At 52.6% G+C, this 16,099-nt stretch carries 15 protein-coding genes; 8 read left to right on the forward strand and 7 right to left on the reverse strand.

The features are described 5' to 3' along the window. Positions 1–4: 4 nt before the first annotated feature. From SIB74_RS01815 to SIB74_RS01825, 3 genes are read right to left on the reverse strand one after another with little or no spacing between them, the layout of a single operon-like run. Positions 5–628, reverse strand: a complete 624-nt coding sequence (locus tag SIB74_RS01815) for a heme-copper oxidase subunit III (protein ID WP_063396218.1) — start codon at positions 626–628, stop codon at positions 5–7. After that, positions 625–2,301: a cytochrome c oxidase subunit I gene (gene ctaD, locus SIB74_RS01820; RefSeq protein ID WP_063396217.1), complete on the reverse strand. Its 1,677-nt coding sequence runs from the start codon at positions 2,299–2,301 to the stop codon at positions 625–627. The genes SIB74_RS01815 and ctaD overlap by 4 nt, the downstream gene beginning before the upstream one ends. Further along, entirely contained in the window at positions 2,298–3,122 is an 825-nt protein-coding gene (locus SIB74_RS01825; protein WP_063396216.1) for a cytochrome c oxidase subunit II, read from the reverse strand. The genes ctaD and SIB74_RS01825 overlap by 4 nt, the downstream gene beginning before the upstream one ends. 298 nt (positions 3,123–3,420) lie before the next feature. Here SIB74_RS01825 and SIB74_RS01830 point away from each other — a divergent pair, with 298 nt between their 5' ends. From SIB74_RS01830 to SIB74_RS01850, 5 genes are all read left to right on the forward strand, one after another. Continuing rightward, positions 3,421–4,344 carry a COX15/CtaA family protein gene (locus SIB74_RS01830; protein ID WP_063396215.1) on the forward strand — a complete coding sequence of 308 codons (924 nt, stop codon included), beginning with the start codon at positions 3,421–3,423 and terminating at the stop codon, positions 4,342–4,344. Next, on the forward strand, positions 4,337–5,338 hold the full coding sequence (locus tag SIB74_RS01835) for a heme o synthase (RefSeq protein ID WP_063396214.1): 1,002 nt from the start codon (positions 4,337–4,339) through the stop codon (positions 5,336–5,338). The genes SIB74_RS01830 and SIB74_RS01835 overlap by 8 nt, the downstream gene beginning before the upstream one ends. Before the next feature lie 86 nt (positions 5,339–5,424). Then, complete coding sequence (locus SIB74_RS01840) at positions 5,425–6,438, forward strand: ABC transporter ATP-binding protein (protein ID WP_063396213.1); 1,014 nt, start codon at positions 5,425–5,427, stop codon at positions 6,436–6,438. A 76-nt stretch (positions 6,439–6,514) separates the two neighbouring features. Then, positions 6,515–7,369 carry an ABC transporter permease gene (locus tag SIB74_RS01845; RefSeq protein ID WP_063396212.1) on the forward strand — a complete coding sequence of 285 codons (855 nt, stop codon included), beginning with the start codon at positions 6,515–6,517 and terminating at the stop codon, positions 7,367–7,369. 274 nt (positions 7,370–7,643) lie between these two features. Next, the gene (locus SIB74_RS01850) at positions 7,644–8,336 is read left to right on the forward strand and encodes an N-acetylmannosamine-6-phosphate 2-epimerase (RefSeq protein WP_063396413.1); all 693 of its coding nucleotides are present in this window, start codon (positions 7,644–7,646) and stop codon (positions 8,334–8,336) included. A gap of 149 nt (positions 8,337–8,485) precedes the next feature. On the opposite strand, the gene groL is transcribed toward SIB74_RS01850, so the two are convergent. After that, complete coding sequence (gene groL, locus SIB74_RS01855; protein ID WP_063396210.1) at positions 8,486–10,213, reverse strand: chaperonin GroEL; 1,728 nt, start codon at positions 10,211–10,213, stop codon at positions 8,486–8,488. 129 nt (positions 10,214–10,342) lie between these two features. Between groL and SIB74_RS01860 the strand changes: the two genes are divergently transcribed. Further along, positions 10,343–10,519, forward strand: a complete 177-nt coding sequence (locus SIB74_RS01860) for a hypothetical protein (RefSeq protein ID WP_011825322.1) — start codon at positions 10,343–10,345, stop codon at positions 10,517–10,519. A 23-nt stretch (positions 10,520–10,542) separates the two neighbouring features. Here the strand turns inward: SIB74_RS01860 and fabG are convergent, their stop codons facing one another. From fabG to SIB74_RS01875, 3 genes are read right to left on the reverse strand one after another with little or no spacing between them, the layout of a single operon-like run. Then, positions 10,543–11,295, reverse strand: coding sequence for a 3-oxoacyl-[acyl-carrier-protein] reductase (gene fabG, locus SIB74_RS01865; RefSeq protein WP_063396209.1), 753 nt, complete (start codon positions 11,293–11,295; stop codon positions 10,543–10,545). A gap of 47 nt (positions 11,296–11,342) precedes the next feature. Next, entirely contained in the window at positions 11,343–12,422 is a 1,080-nt protein-coding gene (locus SIB74_RS01870; RefSeq protein ID WP_063396208.1) for a potassium channel family protein, read from the reverse strand. Continuing rightward, positions 12,419–13,258 carry a glycosyltransferase family 9 protein gene (locus SIB74_RS01875; RefSeq protein ID WP_063396207.1) on the reverse strand — a complete coding sequence of 280 codons (840 nt, stop codon included), beginning with the start codon at positions 13,256–13,258 and terminating at the stop codon, positions 12,419–12,421. The genes SIB74_RS01870 and SIB74_RS01875 overlap by 4 nt, the downstream gene beginning before the upstream one ends. A gap of 73 nt (positions 13,259–13,331) precedes the next feature. On the opposite strand from SIB74_RS01875, the gene ispD reads away from it, so the two are divergent. Together ispD and SIB74_RS01885 are read left to right on the forward strand one after the other, a co-directional pair. Then, positions 13,332–14,009: a 2-C-methyl-D-erythritol 4-phosphate cytidylyltransferase gene (gene ispD / locus SIB74_RS01880; RefSeq protein ID WP_063396412.1), complete on the forward strand. Its 678-nt coding sequence runs from the start codon at positions 13,332–13,334 to the stop codon at positions 14,007–14,009. 1,314 nt (positions 14,010–15,323) lie between these two features. Further along, a complete protein-coding gene (locus tag SIB74_RS01885; protein ID WP_156486132.1) occupies positions 15,324–15,989 on the forward strand; it encodes a hypothetical protein in 666 nt (221 codons plus the stop codon). The last annotated feature ends 110 nt before the right edge of the window (positions 15,990–16,099 follow it).

Consider the following 16,099-nt stretch of genomic DNA (forward strand, 5'->3'; position numbering starts at 1 on the left):
GGCTTTAGAGAAGGTAGAAGATGATGAATAAGATCACCCAGATGCCGTCTACGAAGTGCCAATAGAGCTCAGCGGCTTCGAGGGGAAAATGGTTTTCACTGGTGACACGACCGCCTGGTGAACGCGCTTGCCACCACACGATCAATATCATGATCGTCCCTAGGGTGACGTGTAGCCCGTGAAAGCCTGTAACGGTATAGAAGGTGCTGGCGTAAAGGTTGTCTGTGAGGCCAAATGGCAGTGTGAAGTACTCGACCATTTGGCTGGCTAGAAAGGCCAGCCCAAGGCCAGCAGTGATCAACAGCCAACGTTGACACTGGCCTGATTGGTTGCGCTTCAGAGCTTGTCCAGCTCGATGGAAAGTGGCGCTGCTCACGAGGAGTAACACCGTATTCAAGGTGGGGAGGGGCAGCTCTAATTCATAAACCGCATCAGGCAGCAGGGGATTGACAGCCCGAAATGTGAGATAGGCGACAAAAAAGCCCGCGAAGGTCATGCCATCAGCCACTAGGAAGGTGGCTAGGCCGAACATGCGGTGATCAGCATGTTCCTCGCCAAGCTCAGCATGTTCATCTGCTAGATCAGCCTGCTCCTCATAGTCATGGTCGATCGTTGGAAGGGATGTCATTGGCTTTTGCTCCCTAGATCACTATCAATGTTGTTGGTTTTTTCTAGGTTGAGCTGCTCCTCAGGTACGCCATAGCCATAGGGCTCTGTTACCAGAGGGGCTTTGCCGCTCCAGTTTTCCACTGGTGGTGGGGAGCTGGTGAGCCATTCAGGAGTAAGCGCCCTCCAGGGGTTGTCTCCGGCAATGGGGCCGCTCAATGCACTCTGCACGACGTTCCAGAGAAAGGGCAGCGTGCTGATGGCCATCAGCAAGGCCCCAACACTGCTGATTTGATTGATTACGGTGAATTGCGGGTCGTATTCCGCCACACGGCGGGGCATGCCGTTGAGGCCTAGCCAATGCTGTGGGGCAAAGCAGAGATTGAAGCCGATGAAAGTGATTAAAAAATGAAACCGCCCCAGAGACTCATTGAGCATGCGCCCAGTGAATTTTGGATACCAGTGATAAATAGAGGCAAAGATCACAAACACCGAACCTCCATAGACGATGTAGTGAAAATGGGCAACAACAAAGTAGGTATCATGCACGTGAATATCGAATGGAACTTGTGCAAGCGCTACGCCAGTAATGCCGCCAAGCACAAAGTTGACAATGAAGCCACAGGAGAAAAGCACAGCACTGTTTAGAGAGATGCGCCCTCCCCAGAGTGTTGCTAGCCAGTTGAAGAACTTAATTCCTGTTGGTACGGCAATGAAGGATGTGGCAATGGTGAAAAAGAGGCGCATCCAAGGAGGTGTTCCACTGGTGAACATGTGATGTGCCCAAACCACGAGGCCAAGGATCACGATGGTCATGATTGAATACACCATTGAGGTGTAGCCAAAAAGTGGTTTGCGGCAGTGAACAGGAAGGATTTCGCTGACCAATCCGAAGGCTGGCAGCACCATGATGTATACAGCTGGGTGGGAATAAAACCAGAAAAGATGTTGGTAGACGACTGCGTTTCCGCCCAGGCTGGGGTTGAAGAATCCTGTATGGGCAACGATGTCGAAACTTAAAAGAACCAGTGTTCCAGCCAGTACTGGCGTGGAGAGCACCACCAGGATGCTTGTGCCGAGCATCGCCCAGCAGTACATGGGTAGTTGCATCAGCTTGAGCCTGGGCTGCCGCAGCTTGAGGATGGTGGCGATGAAGTTGATGCCACCAAAGATTGAGCTACCGCCAAGCAAGAGAACACTGAGAATCCATAAGATCTGTCCTGCGGCGGGGGTGGTGATACTTAGCGGTGGATAGGCCGTCCAGCCGGATTGAGCAGCACCGGTAATGAAGTAGCTACTGATCAGCAGCAGGCCAGCTGGAGGGATCATCCAGAACGCCACGGCATTGAGTCGAGGGAAGGCCATATCACGGGCTCCCACATAAAACGGAATGAGATAGTTGCCGAAGGCACCGTTCACGACCGGCACGATCCACAGGAAGATCATCACTGTGCCGTGCAGAGTTAGCACCTGGTTGTAGACATCCCTGGCCATGAAGTCGGCGATGGGGCTGGCTAGTTCGATGCGGATGGCGCCACCAAGCACTCCACCGATTAGGTAGAAGATGAATCCGCAAACCAAGTACTGCAGACCGATGACCTTGTGGTCAAGGCTGAAGCTGAAGTAACGCAACCAGCCAGTTGGTTGAAGACCATCTGATTGCTTTTTGCTAGGAGGAGAGATAGCAACCGTCATGCTTCTGAAACCGTTGTTTTGGAGTTGTTGTTGAACCAGGTGTCGTAGTCACCGGGCGCTTCGACAATCACTTTCGTATGCATGTTCCCGTGGTAAGGACCGCAGAGTTCGGCGCAGATGATTGGATACCGGCCTGGCTTGGTTGCTGTGAAGTTCAAGAGAGTGGGCTGACCAGGAATGATGTCTTGCTTGATGCGGAATTCGGGAACCCAGAAGGCATGGATGACATCCTTGGATTCCATGCGCAGTGTCACAGGTTGGCCTAGAGGCACGTGCAACTCGCCTGAAATGATGTCGCCTTGGGGATAGTGGAACAGGAAGGCATACTGCATTGCGGTGACTTCAACCGCTAATGCGGCAAGGCTGTTGTCAGCACTGGAGGCATCGGCGACAGAACCGATCCCTCCCCAGATTTGTTCCTTCATGTCCATCATCTGATGGTCATGGGCGTCATGGGCTAATGGAACCATTCCGCCCATGCGGTCGTAGATGTCGAAGCTGTAAAGCCCAACAAACAGCACGACCACAGCAGGTACAGCTGTCCAAAAGATTTCAAGAGGGAGATTGCCTTCAATGGCGAGGCCGTCCTCCAATTGACCAGGACGTCTGCGGAACTTAATCAGGCTGAATACAACCAACCCGACAATGCCAAGAAAAAGGATTGCTCCGATGCTGAAAAGGACTCGGAAGAGTTCGTCGTATACGGGTGCATTCGCACTTGCATCAACAGGGAGCAGATTGACGTTCTGGCCAATCCATAGACCTCCAAGTACAAGGGCAATGACCAACGCCAGCGTCAGGATGGCAAAGGGAGTCCGCACAGAATCTATTTGGATCTTTTAAGGCTATGGAGATCGCTCCAAAGCAACATGCAGTGATTATTAAGTCGTCGCAAATTTTGCAAGAAATCCTTATTTTGCAAGGTGTCTGATGAGGTTAGTTTTTTTTGCCTGAGCGCTTCTGTCAGGGATGGGTGATTTGGCGACCAGTGGTGATGTTGCAGTCGTCTAGACAAGGTGAATCTAATGATTCAATCACTGCATTCTCAGAGCTAACAAGCTTGATCTTTGGGACTAAAGCTCTCCATCGACTTACAGCATTTCATTGTAGCATAGTAGCATGATGTCGTCTCTGCCTCGGGTTCGCTGGCGTCTTGCGCAGTTGGCTGTTCATCTTGTTGTTGCCCTGATTGCGTTGGTTGTGATCGGAGGCGCAACGCGTGTGATGGAGGCAGGGTTGGCTTGTCCGGATTGGCCTCTCTGTTATGGCTCTCTTCTGCCTGGGCGTCAGATGAATGTCCAGGTTTTTCTTGAGTGGTTTCATCGCCTTGATGCCTTTGTGGTGGGCCTTGCCCTGTTAGCGCAATTAGGGGCTGCTATTTTTTGGCGTTCTCAGTTGCCCGCTTGGCTTCCCTGGGTCTGCGGCGGCTTGGTGGTTTTAGTTTTAGTCCAGGGAGCTCTTGGAGCCCTGACTGTCTTGCAGCTTTTGCCTTCTGGTGTGGTGACGGCGCATCTGGCATTTGCTCTCACACTTGTGGCGGCGGTGAGTGCTCTAGCTCAGGGCTTGTTGTCTTCTTCTGTTGAGTCACCGCCTTTGTGGTGGCGCCTGATGGGTGGAGCCTCCTTGTTGGCAGTGACAGGTCAGTGTCTTCTTGGTGGTCGTATGGCCACGGCCTGGGCGGCCCAGCGTTGCCTGAATGGCGGACAGGCCTGTCAATGGCTGGATTGGCACCGTATTTCTGCCACACCCGTTGCAGCATGCGTAGTGATCTTTGTTGGCACTGCTCTCTTGGTCGGTGGCTGGCCTCGACGCCAGTGGCCTTTTTTGATATCTGCTTTAGGACTTGTTGTGACCCAGGTAGGCCTGGGATTTCTTACCTTGCAGCTTGGACTATCCCAGCCTGCAGTGACGGTTTGCCATCAGCTGGTTGCAACTCTGCTTGTGGCCTTGCTTGCCGCCCTTACCTTCCGTAATCCGGAAGGATCACCTTTGGCGGTGTCTGCCGTTGGTGATTCATCCTCGATAGACCATTGTCATGGTTAGTTCAACGCCAGAGATGCTCCATGGGGGGGTGACCCGGGAGCAGATCGTGCCTTCTCGCAAGCGGATCAAGCTGCCAGCTTGGTTGGAGATTGCCAAGCCACGTTTAATTCCACTGCTTTTGGCAACAACCCTTGGTGGGATGGCGCTATCCGAAGGTTGGCCCTTACCTTCTCTCAGGCTGGCCTGCACCCTAGGAGGAGGGGCTCTGGCTGCTGCTGCTGCTGGTGTTCTCAACTGCATTTGGGAACAGGATCTTGATGGGCGCATGCAACGCACAAGTGGTAGGGCTTTGCCTTCAGGACGCTTGTCTCCAACTGCGGCGTTCATCGGTGCCATCTCTTGCACCTTGGCGGCAGCGGCTCTGTTGGTGAGTGGTGTGAACTGTCTTGCGGCGGGCCTGTCTTTGCTCGGTCTGTGCAGTTACGTGCTGCTTTACACGGCAATCTTGAAGCCCCGCACGCCCCAAAACATTGTCATCGGAGGGGTTGCTGGAGCGATCCCCCCTCTCGTGGGTGCGGCTGCGGCCAGCGGGCATGTGGGCCTTAGTGGATGGTGGTTGTTCGCCCTGGTCATGCTTTGGACCCCAGCGCATTTTTGGGCACTGGCCTTGTTGTTGCGAGACGACTACAGGGCTGTTGGGATACCCATGCTTCCTGTTGTTAAGGGCCCTGTGGTCACCGTCAGAGCCATCTCTCGTTATGGCTGGGCCACGGTTCTACTCAGCGGTTTTGGTGTCTGGGCCTTGCCGGAGGGTGGCTTGCTTTACGGACTTTTGTTGATCCCTTTCAATGCTCGTCTGCTGCAAATGGTTCATCAGCTAGGTGCTGCTCCGGAGAATGTTGATCGAGCCAAGGGGCTTTTCCGTTGGTCGATCTTCTATATGTTTGGTATCTGCCTTCTTCTGGTGGTTAGTCGTTTGCCCATGGCGGCTAATTTTGATCTTCAGGGCTGGTCTTTGCTTCAGCAGATGGCGAGCGGCGGGCAGTTCATCTAAACAGAAGTCACTAGAGACCCCCAGGAGGGTCTGGTAGCTCTATAGAGCTGCCTAGATTTTTACGACTTGTACTACGTTCCCTCTTGATGCCGATGATTGAACTGAAGCAGCTTGAGAAGTCCTATGGAACGGTTCAAGCCCTAAAAGGTCTCAGCCTCAAGGTGCCTCGGGGATGTCTTTATGGTTTGCTTGGTCCAAATGGTGCAGGCAAAACAACCACTCTCAGGATTCTTTGCACCCTTCTGGCTCCTGATTCAGGCACGGTCAGCGTGGCTGGCCTCAATGCTTTAAGTGACCCTCGTGCTGTGCGGCTCGAATTGGGCTATGTGGCACAGGAGGTTGCTATCGACAAGATCCTCACAGGTCGGGAGTTGTTGCAGTTGCAGGGGGATTTGTATCACTTGCGCTCTAGCGATAGGGATGGACGCATTGCTGAATTGATTGATTGCCTTGGCATGCAGGATTGGATTGATCGACGCTGCGGCACCTATTCGGGCGGCATGCGTCGCCGGATAGATCTGGCCTCAGGTTTGTTGCATCAACCAAAGTTGCTGGTGTTGGATGAGCCCACCGTTGGTTTGGACATCGAGAGTCGTTCAGCGATTTGGCAATTGTTGCGTGAGTTGAGGGCCCAAGGCACCACCGTGCTCCTTAGTAGTCATTACCTTGAGGAGGTTGAGGCCCTTGCTGATCGGATGGCGATCATTGATGACGGGCGAGTGATCGCAGAGGGAACTCCTGACCAGCTCAAGCAGCAACTTGGAGGTGATCGGGTGACTCTGCGTGTGAAGGAATTCAGCGATGATCGTGAGGCCGAGCAGGTCAGGCAGCTTCTCCAAGGTGTGGATGGTGTGCGCCAGGTGGTGGTCAATCGGGTACAGGGTTTTTCCCTCAACCTTGTTGTGGAGAATGAAGAGGTTGTGCCTCGTTTGCGTGAACAACTGGATGGGGCTCAGTTGCCTGTCTTTGCCCTCGCTCACAGTCGCCCGAGCTTGGATGATGTTTATTTGCAGGCCACTGGCCGAACCCTGATGGACGCAGAATTAGCTGTAGCTGGTCAACGAGACTCAAAGCTGGAGCGCAAAAAAGCGATGCGTTGATCCCTTTCGTTCGTTTTATTGAGTTGGATCTGCCTTAATCCACCCTTTTCTCATTCCTTCTGTTGACAGTCACTCCATGACTAGCCCTGTTGCCGCTGTTACTACCCGTGTTGCAGAGCAGGGGCCATTGGTTGATCTTGTGCAGGAAACTTTGGCCCTCACTCGCAGACTTTTTTTGCAGCTGTTGCGACGCCCTTCGACCTTGATTGCTGGCATCCTTCAGCCCTTGATCTGGTTGGTGTTGTTTGGTGCTTTGTTCTCTAATGCTCCGGATGGTTTGTTGCCAGGAGGCATGAGCTACGGGAGGTTCTTAGGGGCTGGTGTGATTGTGTTCACCGCGTTCAGTGGTGCACTCAATGCTGGATTGCCAGTGATGTTTGATCGTGAATTTGGTTTTTTAAACCGTCTTCTGGTGGCTCCGCTGCGAAGTCGCAGCTCGATCGTGCTTGCTTCTGTGATCTACATCACATCTCTAAGTCTTCTGCAGAGTCTGGCGATCATGGCAACGGCTGCCTTGCTGGGTTACGGCTGGCCAGGTGTTTCTGGACTGGTCTTGGTGTTGTTCACCTTGTTGTTGCTGGTTTTTGCGTTCACTGCCTTGAGCCTTGGCCTGGCTTTTGCTCTGCCAGGTCACATTGAATTGATTGCGGTGATCTTTGTGGCCAATTTGCCTTTGTTGTTTGCGAGCACGGCTCTGGCGCCGCTTTCTTTTATGCCTGATTGGCTTGGCTGGCTTGCGGCCCTAAATCCTCTTACTTTTGCGATTGAGCCCATACGAGCTGCCTATGCCGGTCCGCTTGATCTTGGTGCCGTTCTGCTTGATGCTCCTTACGGGACTGTGAGTGGTTATGGATGTTTGACCGTGTTGATGGTGGTCACCGTTGGCTTGTTCCTGATGATTCGTCCTTTGTTGAACCGTAAACTCGCCTGATTTAGTGCACCACTCCACTGCTTGCCATGCTTGACGTCCAGCAGGTGTATGGCTATTGCGTCACGACATTGCTGAGCCTTTTGCAGATGCAAGGGTTCTTTGATTTTCAGGACTGTTTAGAGGTTTTCGTTCAAGGGCAGGAGCCTCTTTCGGAGCAAGTCCCGACGGTCCTGAACTCTTTGTCAGTCCTACCTTCCCCTGCTTTTGCTCTAAACCATTTGCCGCATCATTGCTCGCCAATCACGAAGGCAGAGCTGTCGAAGGCCTCCTGAGCATGTCTTTGCCTGCTTTTGAAACTCTCAGAGGGGGGTTGATTGTCTCTGTTCAGGCGCCCGAGGGTTCACCGATGCGTCACCCTCAGGTGATTGCGGCCATGGCTGAAGCCAGTCTTTGCAATGGCGCGGTTGGGGTGCGTTTGGAAAGTCCGGAACACATTGGTGCCGTTCGACGCCGTTGTCCGGATGCCTTGATTATTGGGCTTTGGAAGCGTTCCTTCCCTGATAGTGCTGTCTACATCACGCCAGGATGGGAGGAGGTTCAGGCTGTCTGGTCGGCGGGAGCAGATGTCGTGGCTCTCGATGCTACGCAGCGTCATCGGCCAGGGGGGATCACTCTTGAGCAGCTTGTGAGTCGGGTTCGGGAAGATTTGGGAGCCCCTCTGATGGCAGATGTCGATACGATCGAGAATGGTTTACGTGCAGCAGAGCTTGGTTGCAGCTTTGTGGGCACCACTCTTTATGGCTATACCGAAGTAACTGCTGTTAAGCGGCCTCCAGGTTTGTGTTTGTTGGGGCCGTTGCGGCAGCAGCTTGATTCAGATGTCAAGCTCATCTGCGAAGGGGGGCTTGATTCTCCTCAGATAGCACTAGAAGCACTTTCTTCAGGTGCAGACATGGTGGTAGTCGGTACAGCGATTACCGGTGTCGACCTGCAGGTGGAAAACTATTGCCGAACATTGGCGACTTAACTTCCAAAGCTTTTTGGTATCAACCGAACTATGGGACTTGATTTGGGTCGTGACTTGTCCAGGCAGATGCAGATGCACAACGCATGAGACTTGTCCATGCGTTGTGGCGGCGTTCTTTTTCTAGCCCTAGGGAAAGCTTTGGGGCCGGATTACATCATGCCTGGCATTCCCATTCCACCCATTCCACCCATTCCACCCATTCCACCCATTCCACCCATTCCACCCATTCCACCCATTCCACCCATTCCACCCATTCCACCCATTCCACCCATCGGGTCTCCACCGCCATCGCCGGCGGGAGCAGGGGGCTCGGGTTTGTCTGCAATCACGAGCTCTGTGGTCACCATCATCGAAGCGATTGAGACTGCGTCCTGAAGTGCCAGGCGCACCACCTTGGTGGCATCGAGAATGCCTGCTTCCAAAAGGTCTTCGTAGGTGCTGGAGATGGCGTTAAAGCCCTTGTTAAGGCGTTGCATCTCAGAGATCACTACATCACCATTCTCGCCAGCATTGATGGCAATCTGGCGTGCAGGTGCGGAGAGTGCTCGCTGCACAATTTCTACGCCGGTGCGTTGATCGCCGTGGAGCTGTTCGGCCAGTTTGCTCAGCCCTTTGCTTAATCGCAGGAGAGTGGTGCCACCACCTGCCACAATCCCCTCTTCAACTGCAGCACGGGTGGCGTTGAGCGCATCCTCAATTCGCAGCTTGCGGTTTTTGAGTTCCGTTTCGGTAGGGGCCCCAACCTTGATGACGGCTACACCACCGGCCAGCTTGGCAATGCGTTCATTGAGTTTCTCGCGGTCGTATTCGGAGTCAGTTTCATCTAATTCTCTTTTGATAGAGGCCACGCGGGCGTTGACGGCATCGCGGTTCTCATCCTTGGCGACAATGGTTGTGTTGTCTTTGCTGATTGTGATTCGTCGGACCTTCCCTAGATCGTCTTGGCTGACTTTCTCAAGGGTCATGGCGCGGTCTTCACTAATGACAGTTCCCCCAGTTAGAACTGCGATGTCGGCCAGGGCAGCTTTGCGGCGATCTCCGAAGGATGGTGCACGAACAGCTGCTACCTGCAAGACACCTCGGTTTTTGTTGACGACCAGGGTGGCAAGGGCTTCACCCTCTACCTCCTCAGCAATGATGACGAGAGGGGAGCCACTTTTCTGCAGGCTTTCCAAGATGGGCACAAGATCGGAAACTGAACTGATCTTGCGGTCTGTGAGCAACAGCAGGGCATTCTCAAATTCGCAGATCTGACGGTCTGCATCGGTAACAAAGTAAGGGGAGCTGTAACCGCGGTCGAAGGCCATGCCTTCAGTGACTTCTAGTTCAGTGGCGAGAGATTTGGATTCCTCAACGGTGATCACACCATCGGCGCTTACTTTGTCCATGGCTTCAGACACCATCCGGCCCACTTCCTGGTCTCCCCCTGAGCTAACAGTGGCGACCTGATGGATGGCATTATCTCCAACAGCTTGACTGAGCTGGGCAAGCTCTTCTACCAATTGGGCCACGGCCTTTTCCATGCCACGACGCAGTTCGATTGGACTCGCGCCAGCGGCCACATTGCGTAAGCCTTCATGCACCATCGCTTGGGCAAGCACGGTGGCGGTTGTGGTGCCATCCCCTGCCTTGTCTTTTGTCTTGGATGCGACCTGTCGAATCAGCTTGGCACCAAGGTTTTCAAATGGATCGTCAAGTTCGATCTCTTTGGCGATGGTGACGCCGTCATTAACGATGTCTGGGGCGCCAAATTTTTTCTCAAGCACCACGTTGCGGCCACGGGGGCCGATGGTGACTCGCACGGCATCGGCTAGGGAATTGACACCGCGCTCAAGCGCACTGCGGGAGTCATCCGAAAAACTGAGGAGTTTGGCCATGGTCTGCTGGTACCCGTCCGTCAATGTCCCATAGGACGTTCACTGCGGGCGAGGGGGCATAAGTGGGGAAAGCCGAATCCTTGCGGTTATGGGTGTGCTTGCAGGGGATTGGCTGGGTATGGTCCAGCTATGAATGACACTGGGGCGCTGTTTTTCGTGATCATGGCCGGCCTGGCCGGAATCATGGCTTTGGTGTATGTGCCCTTGCGTCTCTTCCTGACAGCCACTGCAAGGAGCAGACGTTTAAGACTTCTTCAGCGCATCCGGCGCTTGCGAGATGAACTGGGACAACCGCTGGAATCCTGAACGTCTGAACCAGCAGTAGCTGTTCAGCCCATCAGCATGCCGCCATCAACTTGCAGCACTTGTCCAGTGATGTAAGCCGCTGCAGGGTCGGCTGCCAAGAAGCGCACAGCTCCAGCGACTTGCTCTGGGGTGCCAAAGGATCCCAAGGGGATAGCGGCAAGAATCGGTTCTGAATCCAACTCTTTTGTCATGTCTGTTGTGATGAAACCTGGGGCTACTGCATTGACAGTGATTCCTCGGCTGGCAAATTCTTTGGCTGTACTTTTCGTGAGGCCCACCACTCCAGCTTTGGCTGCTGCGTAATTGGCTTGGCCTGCATTGCCCATCAGGCCCACCACGGAGGTGATATTGATAATTCTGCCGCTTTTTTGCTTAAGCATCGTGCGAGCAACAGCCCGCGTGCATAGAAAAACTCCTGTGAGGTTGAGATTGACCACGGCTTGCCAGTCTTCTGTTTTCATTCGCATCAACAGGCCATCGAGAGTTATGCCTGCATTGTTGATCAAAATATCCAGGCTGCTGCTGCGCTCAAGCACGGTTTTGATCAGTTGGTCTACGGCGTCTTCTTCTGCCACGTTGGCTTTGATGGCATAGGCAGAGCCACCGTTGCTGGTGATCGCTTTAACCACTTCTTCTGCTGCATCAGCTGAGCTTGAGTAGTTCACGACCACTTCTGCGCCTGCCTCTGCGAGGGCAAGGGCTACAGCACGCCCGATCCCGCGACTGGCTCCTGTGATCAGGGCAGTTTGGCCAGTTAGGGGAAGATTAGAGGTCATGGCGTGATTCGTTCTCGCAGGATCGTACGGACCCATTGCAGTTCTTCTCAACTAGCCATTCTTTCGATGGTGTCCAATGCTTCGCCGAGTAATTCACGTAAGCGGATGAGTTGAGCTTTGCTGCCTAGGACGACAAGTAATTGACCTGGGGCCAGTTCGACTTCGCTACTGGGGTTGGCCATCAAGGATGAGCCGTCTCGGATGGCCAGCACCATTGCGCCACTGCGTCGGCCCAGTTGAAGTTTTGCCAGGCTGCGCTGGCTCAGTTTGTTGAACTTGAGTGGGTCTTGGCTGAGTTGGAATTCTTCGATTTCATAATCCGATCCAGCCAACAGATCCATGAAGTCCACAGCTAGGGGGCGCAGAGCTGTGGCAGCCATGGTGCGGCCTGCGGCGACATAGGGGCTCACCACCACGCTGGCACCTGCCAGTTTCAGCTTGACGGCAGCTTCTTCACTATCGGCCCGTGAGATCAGTCGACAGTGGGGTCGCATGCTTTTGGCACTTAAGACCACATAGAGGTTTGCTGCATTGCTGGGTAAAGCAGCTACCAGGCTGCGGCAATGGTCTAAGCCAGCTTCAAGCAACGTTTCATCCAAGGTGGCATCAGCTTGTAAAACGTTTAGGCCTTGTTCTTCTGCTGCTTGTTTGTTGGCTGGATCTATTTCCACGACAAGCACTGGGACCTGCTCGAGTTGCAGTTTTGAGGCGATTTCTTGGCCGATGCGGCCGTAACCGCAGACGATGACGTGATCACGCATACGCCGCAAGACCCTGCGAAACCTCAGCTCCCGCAGCTGGCGGAAGTAGCCGGATTCTGTCAGCCGTAGTGCCCGTTGAATCGTGAGCTGAACCACGACCACCCCTCCGGCAATGATCAGCACAGTGACCAGTCGCCCAGCTTGCGAGAGCGGCTCCACCTCTCCATAACCGATGGTGCTGATGGTGATGAGCACCATCCAGAGACAATCTCCCCAGTCCCATCCTTCGGTGAGGCGATAGCCCAAGGCTCCTACCAAGATCACCACGGCCAGGGCCAGGATTGGCCCTAGCCAGGGTTTGGCGAGCACTCGCAACGGCAGGCTTGCAAGCGGACCTCGTCTGAATGGGTACCACCAACTTTTCATTGGAAGCCCAGTGCGTTGAGAACCTTCTGCTGGTTGATTGAGTTGATGTCTGCATGACTGGCACCCAGGCAACGGATTTCATCTCGTTTCGGTAAGGCGTTGGCTGGAGTGCCTAGGGCAACCAAAGGAACGCCTGTATAAACGGCAAGCAGTTGGGTGATTGGACAGCTGCTGAGTACGACATCAGCGCAGGCCACTTCGGCAGCGCGATGGATTAGGGGTGCTTTTAAAGGCAGCGTGATGCTTCTGAGATTGGGTAATTTGCCTTTGATTGCATTTGGAAGGGCTAACCATTGCTGTGTTGGCCAGTCTTCATCGTTGCCATTTGGAGCCAGCAGTAGGAGGGGGCCCTCTCCAGTGGGGTGTTGATCACGAACCTTCTGAAGGCTGTCGTCTGGCAGGAACAGCCGGAAGCTGTCGGCGTCAAGAGTGAGGCCAATCGCTTGGAGGTAGCAGTCCAATTGTTGGGCAGGCCAACCTTTGCTGGGCTCAACGAGGGCTGTGCGTGCAAAGCCTTGTTCCGCAATCCTGATGGGGATGTGGCTCATTGAGAGCATCAAATTCACTTGTTGCCCTTGGGCGAAGTTGAAGCAAACTTGAAAATCGCCTTCTCTTACAGATCCGAGCAGATTGGTCCAGTCGGCGAGGGATGGGCTGGAGTCAAAGGCGATTGGGATTACCTTTTCTATCGCTGGCAACAGACTCCACAAAGCTTGATGGGTGGGATCGCAGGCCAGCTGCAGTTTGCCTTGCAGCTGGTTGGCTGCGGCTGCTAGGGCTGGAAGCCTCTGAAGCTGTTGGATTAAAGGACCCGGACTGAGGGCGAGAACACGCATCGATCCAGAGGCAGAGGCGTTGCGAGCTGATTGTATGGAGGAGGTTTCAGCCTGCTTGCGGCAGGAGGCGCATATGCATCTGTTGATTGTCGCTGCAGGAAGCGGAAGCCGTATGGGAGCGGATCGCAACAAATTGCTTTTGCCTCTGGCAGGACGCCCTGTTCTTGCCTGGACGATTGATGCGGTGATGGAAGCCGATTCGATCACTTGGGTTGGCATTGTTGGCCAACCTGTGGACCGAGCAATGATCATGGAGTTGTTGGCTGAGGCAGCCAAACCCGTTGTTTGGATTGAGGGGGGCAGCACAAGGCAGGAATCCGTAGAGCGTGGATTACAGGCGTTGCCTTCAGTTGCGCAGCATGTTCTTATTCATGATGGGGCTCGATGTTTAGCTGAAGCGGCTTTGATCAATCGCTGCGCTGAGGCGGTGGTGGCTGGCGAAGCTGTGATTGCGGCAACTCCTGTTACAGACACGATCAAGCGCGTTGATGGTCAAGGGATCATTACGGGCACACCGGATCGTGCGGAACTTTGGGCAGCCCAGACTCCGCAGGGCTTTGCTGTGGAGCAGCTCAAGCAAGGTCATGCTGAGGCTCAGGCCAAGGGTTGGACAGTGACTGACGATGCCTCGCTTTATGAACGTCTGGGATGGCCGGTGCAGGTGTTGGAGGCCAGCCCTGCCAATATCAAGGTGACTACACCGTTTGACCTCACGGTGGCCGAGGCAGTGATTGCACTAAGAGCAAAATAGGAATCTGTTTGTGATCAATAGCCGATGGCTGCAATATTGGATTTGCTGTCAATGATTTTGCTTTTATTGCCTTGAGACAGATTAAAACTGCAAAAACTTTTAATTGCTCAGCTAGCTGTTCAATGGGTTGGTTTATCACTTGATCTAAGCTCCTTGTCATTGTAAAAGCAATCAATTTCTCACCTCTAACAAATGTCTATATCTCTTTCGTTAACCAACAAAATCTGAACTGAAGATTACCATTTCTAACGCCATTGGCTCTAAGGGATTTGATGGCAACTTTATGCCACTCTTCTGGTATTTGATTGAGTCTTACATCCTAATCCCAAGGAAGTTTTTGTTGGCCTGGAGAGATCAATATTTGTAGTTGATTCGACCTAGTGGATGCAACCAAAATATCCCAGAACATGAGTGGCCTTGTAAGCATTCAATTCAAGTGCAGCAGATCTCGGTGTGATGGAGATCCGTCTGAAAGCACTGTTATTTCGGAGTGATCAACCTCACTGAGGCGCCTGAAAGAGGTCATCGCATTAGCCATTGATTCGAGAGAAGGGTTTTTTGTCGTACAAAGACACTTCAATCCAATGACAAACGAATAATTGACACTTGTCGAATTAGTAAAAATCGTGGGGGGCGGGCTAGTGGTGGGAGCAGGGGGCCATTAGTTTGGGTCAAACAAAGAAAAAGCAAAAACTGCGTAGGATGAACCTTCCAGCAGCATAGGCAAGAGGTTGGTTCTCTTAGGAGCTGCGTGAACAAAAGGAACATTGATTTTGTTTGTTGAGGCCTTGTTTTTGTTTGGTTAGATCTAGATCAGGAGTTCGAGGAGGTTGCAACCCTGAAAATCTGTCCTGGACTTGAGGATATCCAACGCGGGTGTCCTTCTTTGTGACAGTTGTTTGTTCTACTTGCAGAGAAAATGGATATGTTCTTGATTCTTGTGCTCAAACTCATTGCTGGCATTGAAAAAGGTCACTGCGTTTTTAAAGAGGTTGAGTGAATCTCTGGATAGCGGTGAAGGATGAAAGCAAAAGTCGCCACCGCTCTAGGGGAATTAATTCCTTTTATAGTTTGATCTGGCCAACCCTCTCGAGATATTCCTGTAGGTAATAATTACCAGGCGAAAGAGATTGTGCACATTCATGTAGCTTCGGGGCTGGCCTGCTGCTGGCGATATCATTATAAGAAATGAGCTAATGTCTAGGGTTAGCCAATGACCTAAGTTGTTGGAAAGAAAAAATGACTCTTCTAGTAGATTCGCTTCTGGCTGAGGTGGATGGACTTCCCGAGGGAAGTTGTAGTTGCACTACTTGCATGCCTCTAGCAAGGAGGCTTTCTGCTGATGGGCTTCTGTCTGAAATCCCTGGACTGCCTGGATTTCATTTATATGATCACACAATTGATGCACTTTTAAATGATGGTGATGAAACCCTAGATTACTATATAGATAAGTCATTCGGCTGGGACTATCTAGGGAATGCTGATGGTTGGATTGATACTGCAATTCACAGTGTTGGTCATTCGACTACAGATATAGCTTTCATTCAGTATGTCTTCAATAGGCTTGACCCTCTAATCGATCTAGACTTTAGAAGGCGATATACAAATTACGGTACAGAGATAGATTTTTATTCAGTTAACTACGTTAGCGCTTGGGGAGATCAGCCGATGTTAGGGCAGGTTGTCCCTAGGGGTGGAAGATTGGCCGGTGGTGGTGGAGCGTGGTGGGATGTTCTCTGGAGGGATACCGATGGGCTCTCTTCATTGAGTGAGATGGATGCAAATACTATAGTTCATGAGATTGGGCATGCCCTTGGTCTTTCTCATCCTAATAACGATCCATTTAATGGGAACTGGAATACAGATGACACCGTGATGTCATACAACATTAGCCCTGATGGGTGGGACTACTGGTTTTCTGATACCGATATTGCTGCTCTTCAGGCAATTTGGGGAGTAGAGAATGATGCCCTTGTGTGATTCATTGAAAGCTCAATTGGGATAGCGCTTTATGATTAGCGGTTGATAATTTGGTTGGTGATATCCGTTAGGCCTCCTCTTCTTTTAATTAAAAGTTTAATGCCGATGTT

Source organism: Prochlorococcus sp. MIT 1306 (assembly GCF_047304515.1).
Taxonomy (GTDB): Bacteria; Cyanobacteriota; Cyanobacteriia; order PCC-6307; family Cyanobiaceae; genus Prochlorococcus; species Prochlorococcus marinus_D.

What these genes read in the sequence shown, in the direction of transcription:
- SIB74_RS01870 (WP_063396208.1), bottom strand. Translation starts at nt 12,422, where the DNA reads ATGAAAAGTTGGTGGTACCCATTCAGACGAGGTCCGCTTGCAAGCCTG.
- SIB74_RS01850 (WP_063396413.1), top strand. Translation starts at nt 7,644, where the DNA reads ATGTCTTTGCCTGCTTTTGAAACTCTCAGAGGGGGGTTGATTGTCTCT.
- SIB74_RS01830 (WP_063396215.1), top strand. Translation starts at nt 3,421, where the DNA reads ATGATGTCGTCTCTGCCTCGGGTTCGCTGGCGTCTTGCGCAGTTGGCT.
- SIB74_RS01860 (WP_011825322.1), top strand. Translation starts at nt 10,343, where the DNA reads ATGAATGACACTGGGGCGCTGTTTTTCGTGATCATGGCCGGCCTGGCC.
- SIB74_RS01835 (WP_063396214.1), top strand. Translation starts at nt 4,337, where the DNA reads ATGGTTAGTTCAACGCCAGAGATGCTCCATGGGGGGGTGACCCGGGAG.
- SIB74_RS01885 (WP_156486132.1), top strand. Translation starts at nt 15,324, where the DNA reads ATGCCTCTAGCAAGGAGGCTTTCTGCTGATGGGCTTCTGTCTGAAATC.
- SIB74_RS01875 (WP_063396207.1), bottom strand. Translation starts at nt 13,258, where the DNA reads ATGCGTGTTCTCGCCCTCAGTCCGGGTCCTTTAATCCAACAGCTTCAG.
- SIB74_RS01815 (WP_063396218.1), bottom strand. Translation starts at nt 628, where the DNA reads ATGACATCCCTTCCAACGATCGACCATGACTATGAGGAGCAGGCTGAT.
- groL (WP_063396210.1), bottom strand. Translation starts at nt 10,213, where the DNA reads ATGGCCAAACTCCTCAGTTTTTCGGATGACTCCCGCAGTGCGCTTGAG.
- ispD (WP_063396412.1), top strand. Translation starts at nt 13,332, where the DNA reads ATGCATCTGTTGATTGTCGCTGCAGGAAGCGGAAGCCGTATGGGAGCG.
- fabG (WP_063396209.1), bottom strand. Translation starts at nt 11,295, where the DNA reads ATGACCTCTAATCTTCCCCTAACTGGCCAAACTGCCCTGATCACAGGA.
- SIB74_RS01845 (WP_063396212.1), top strand. Translation starts at nt 6,515, where the DNA reads ATGACTAGCCCTGTTGCCGCTGTTACTACCCGTGTTGCAGAGCAGGGG.
- SIB74_RS01840 (WP_063396213.1), top strand. Translation starts at nt 5,425, where the DNA reads ATGCCGATGATTGAACTGAAGCAGCTTGAGAAGTCCTATGGAACGGTT.
- ctaD (WP_063396217.1), bottom strand. Translation starts at nt 2,301, where the DNA reads ATGACGGTTGCTATCTCTCCTCCTAGCAAAAAGCAATCAGATGGTCTT.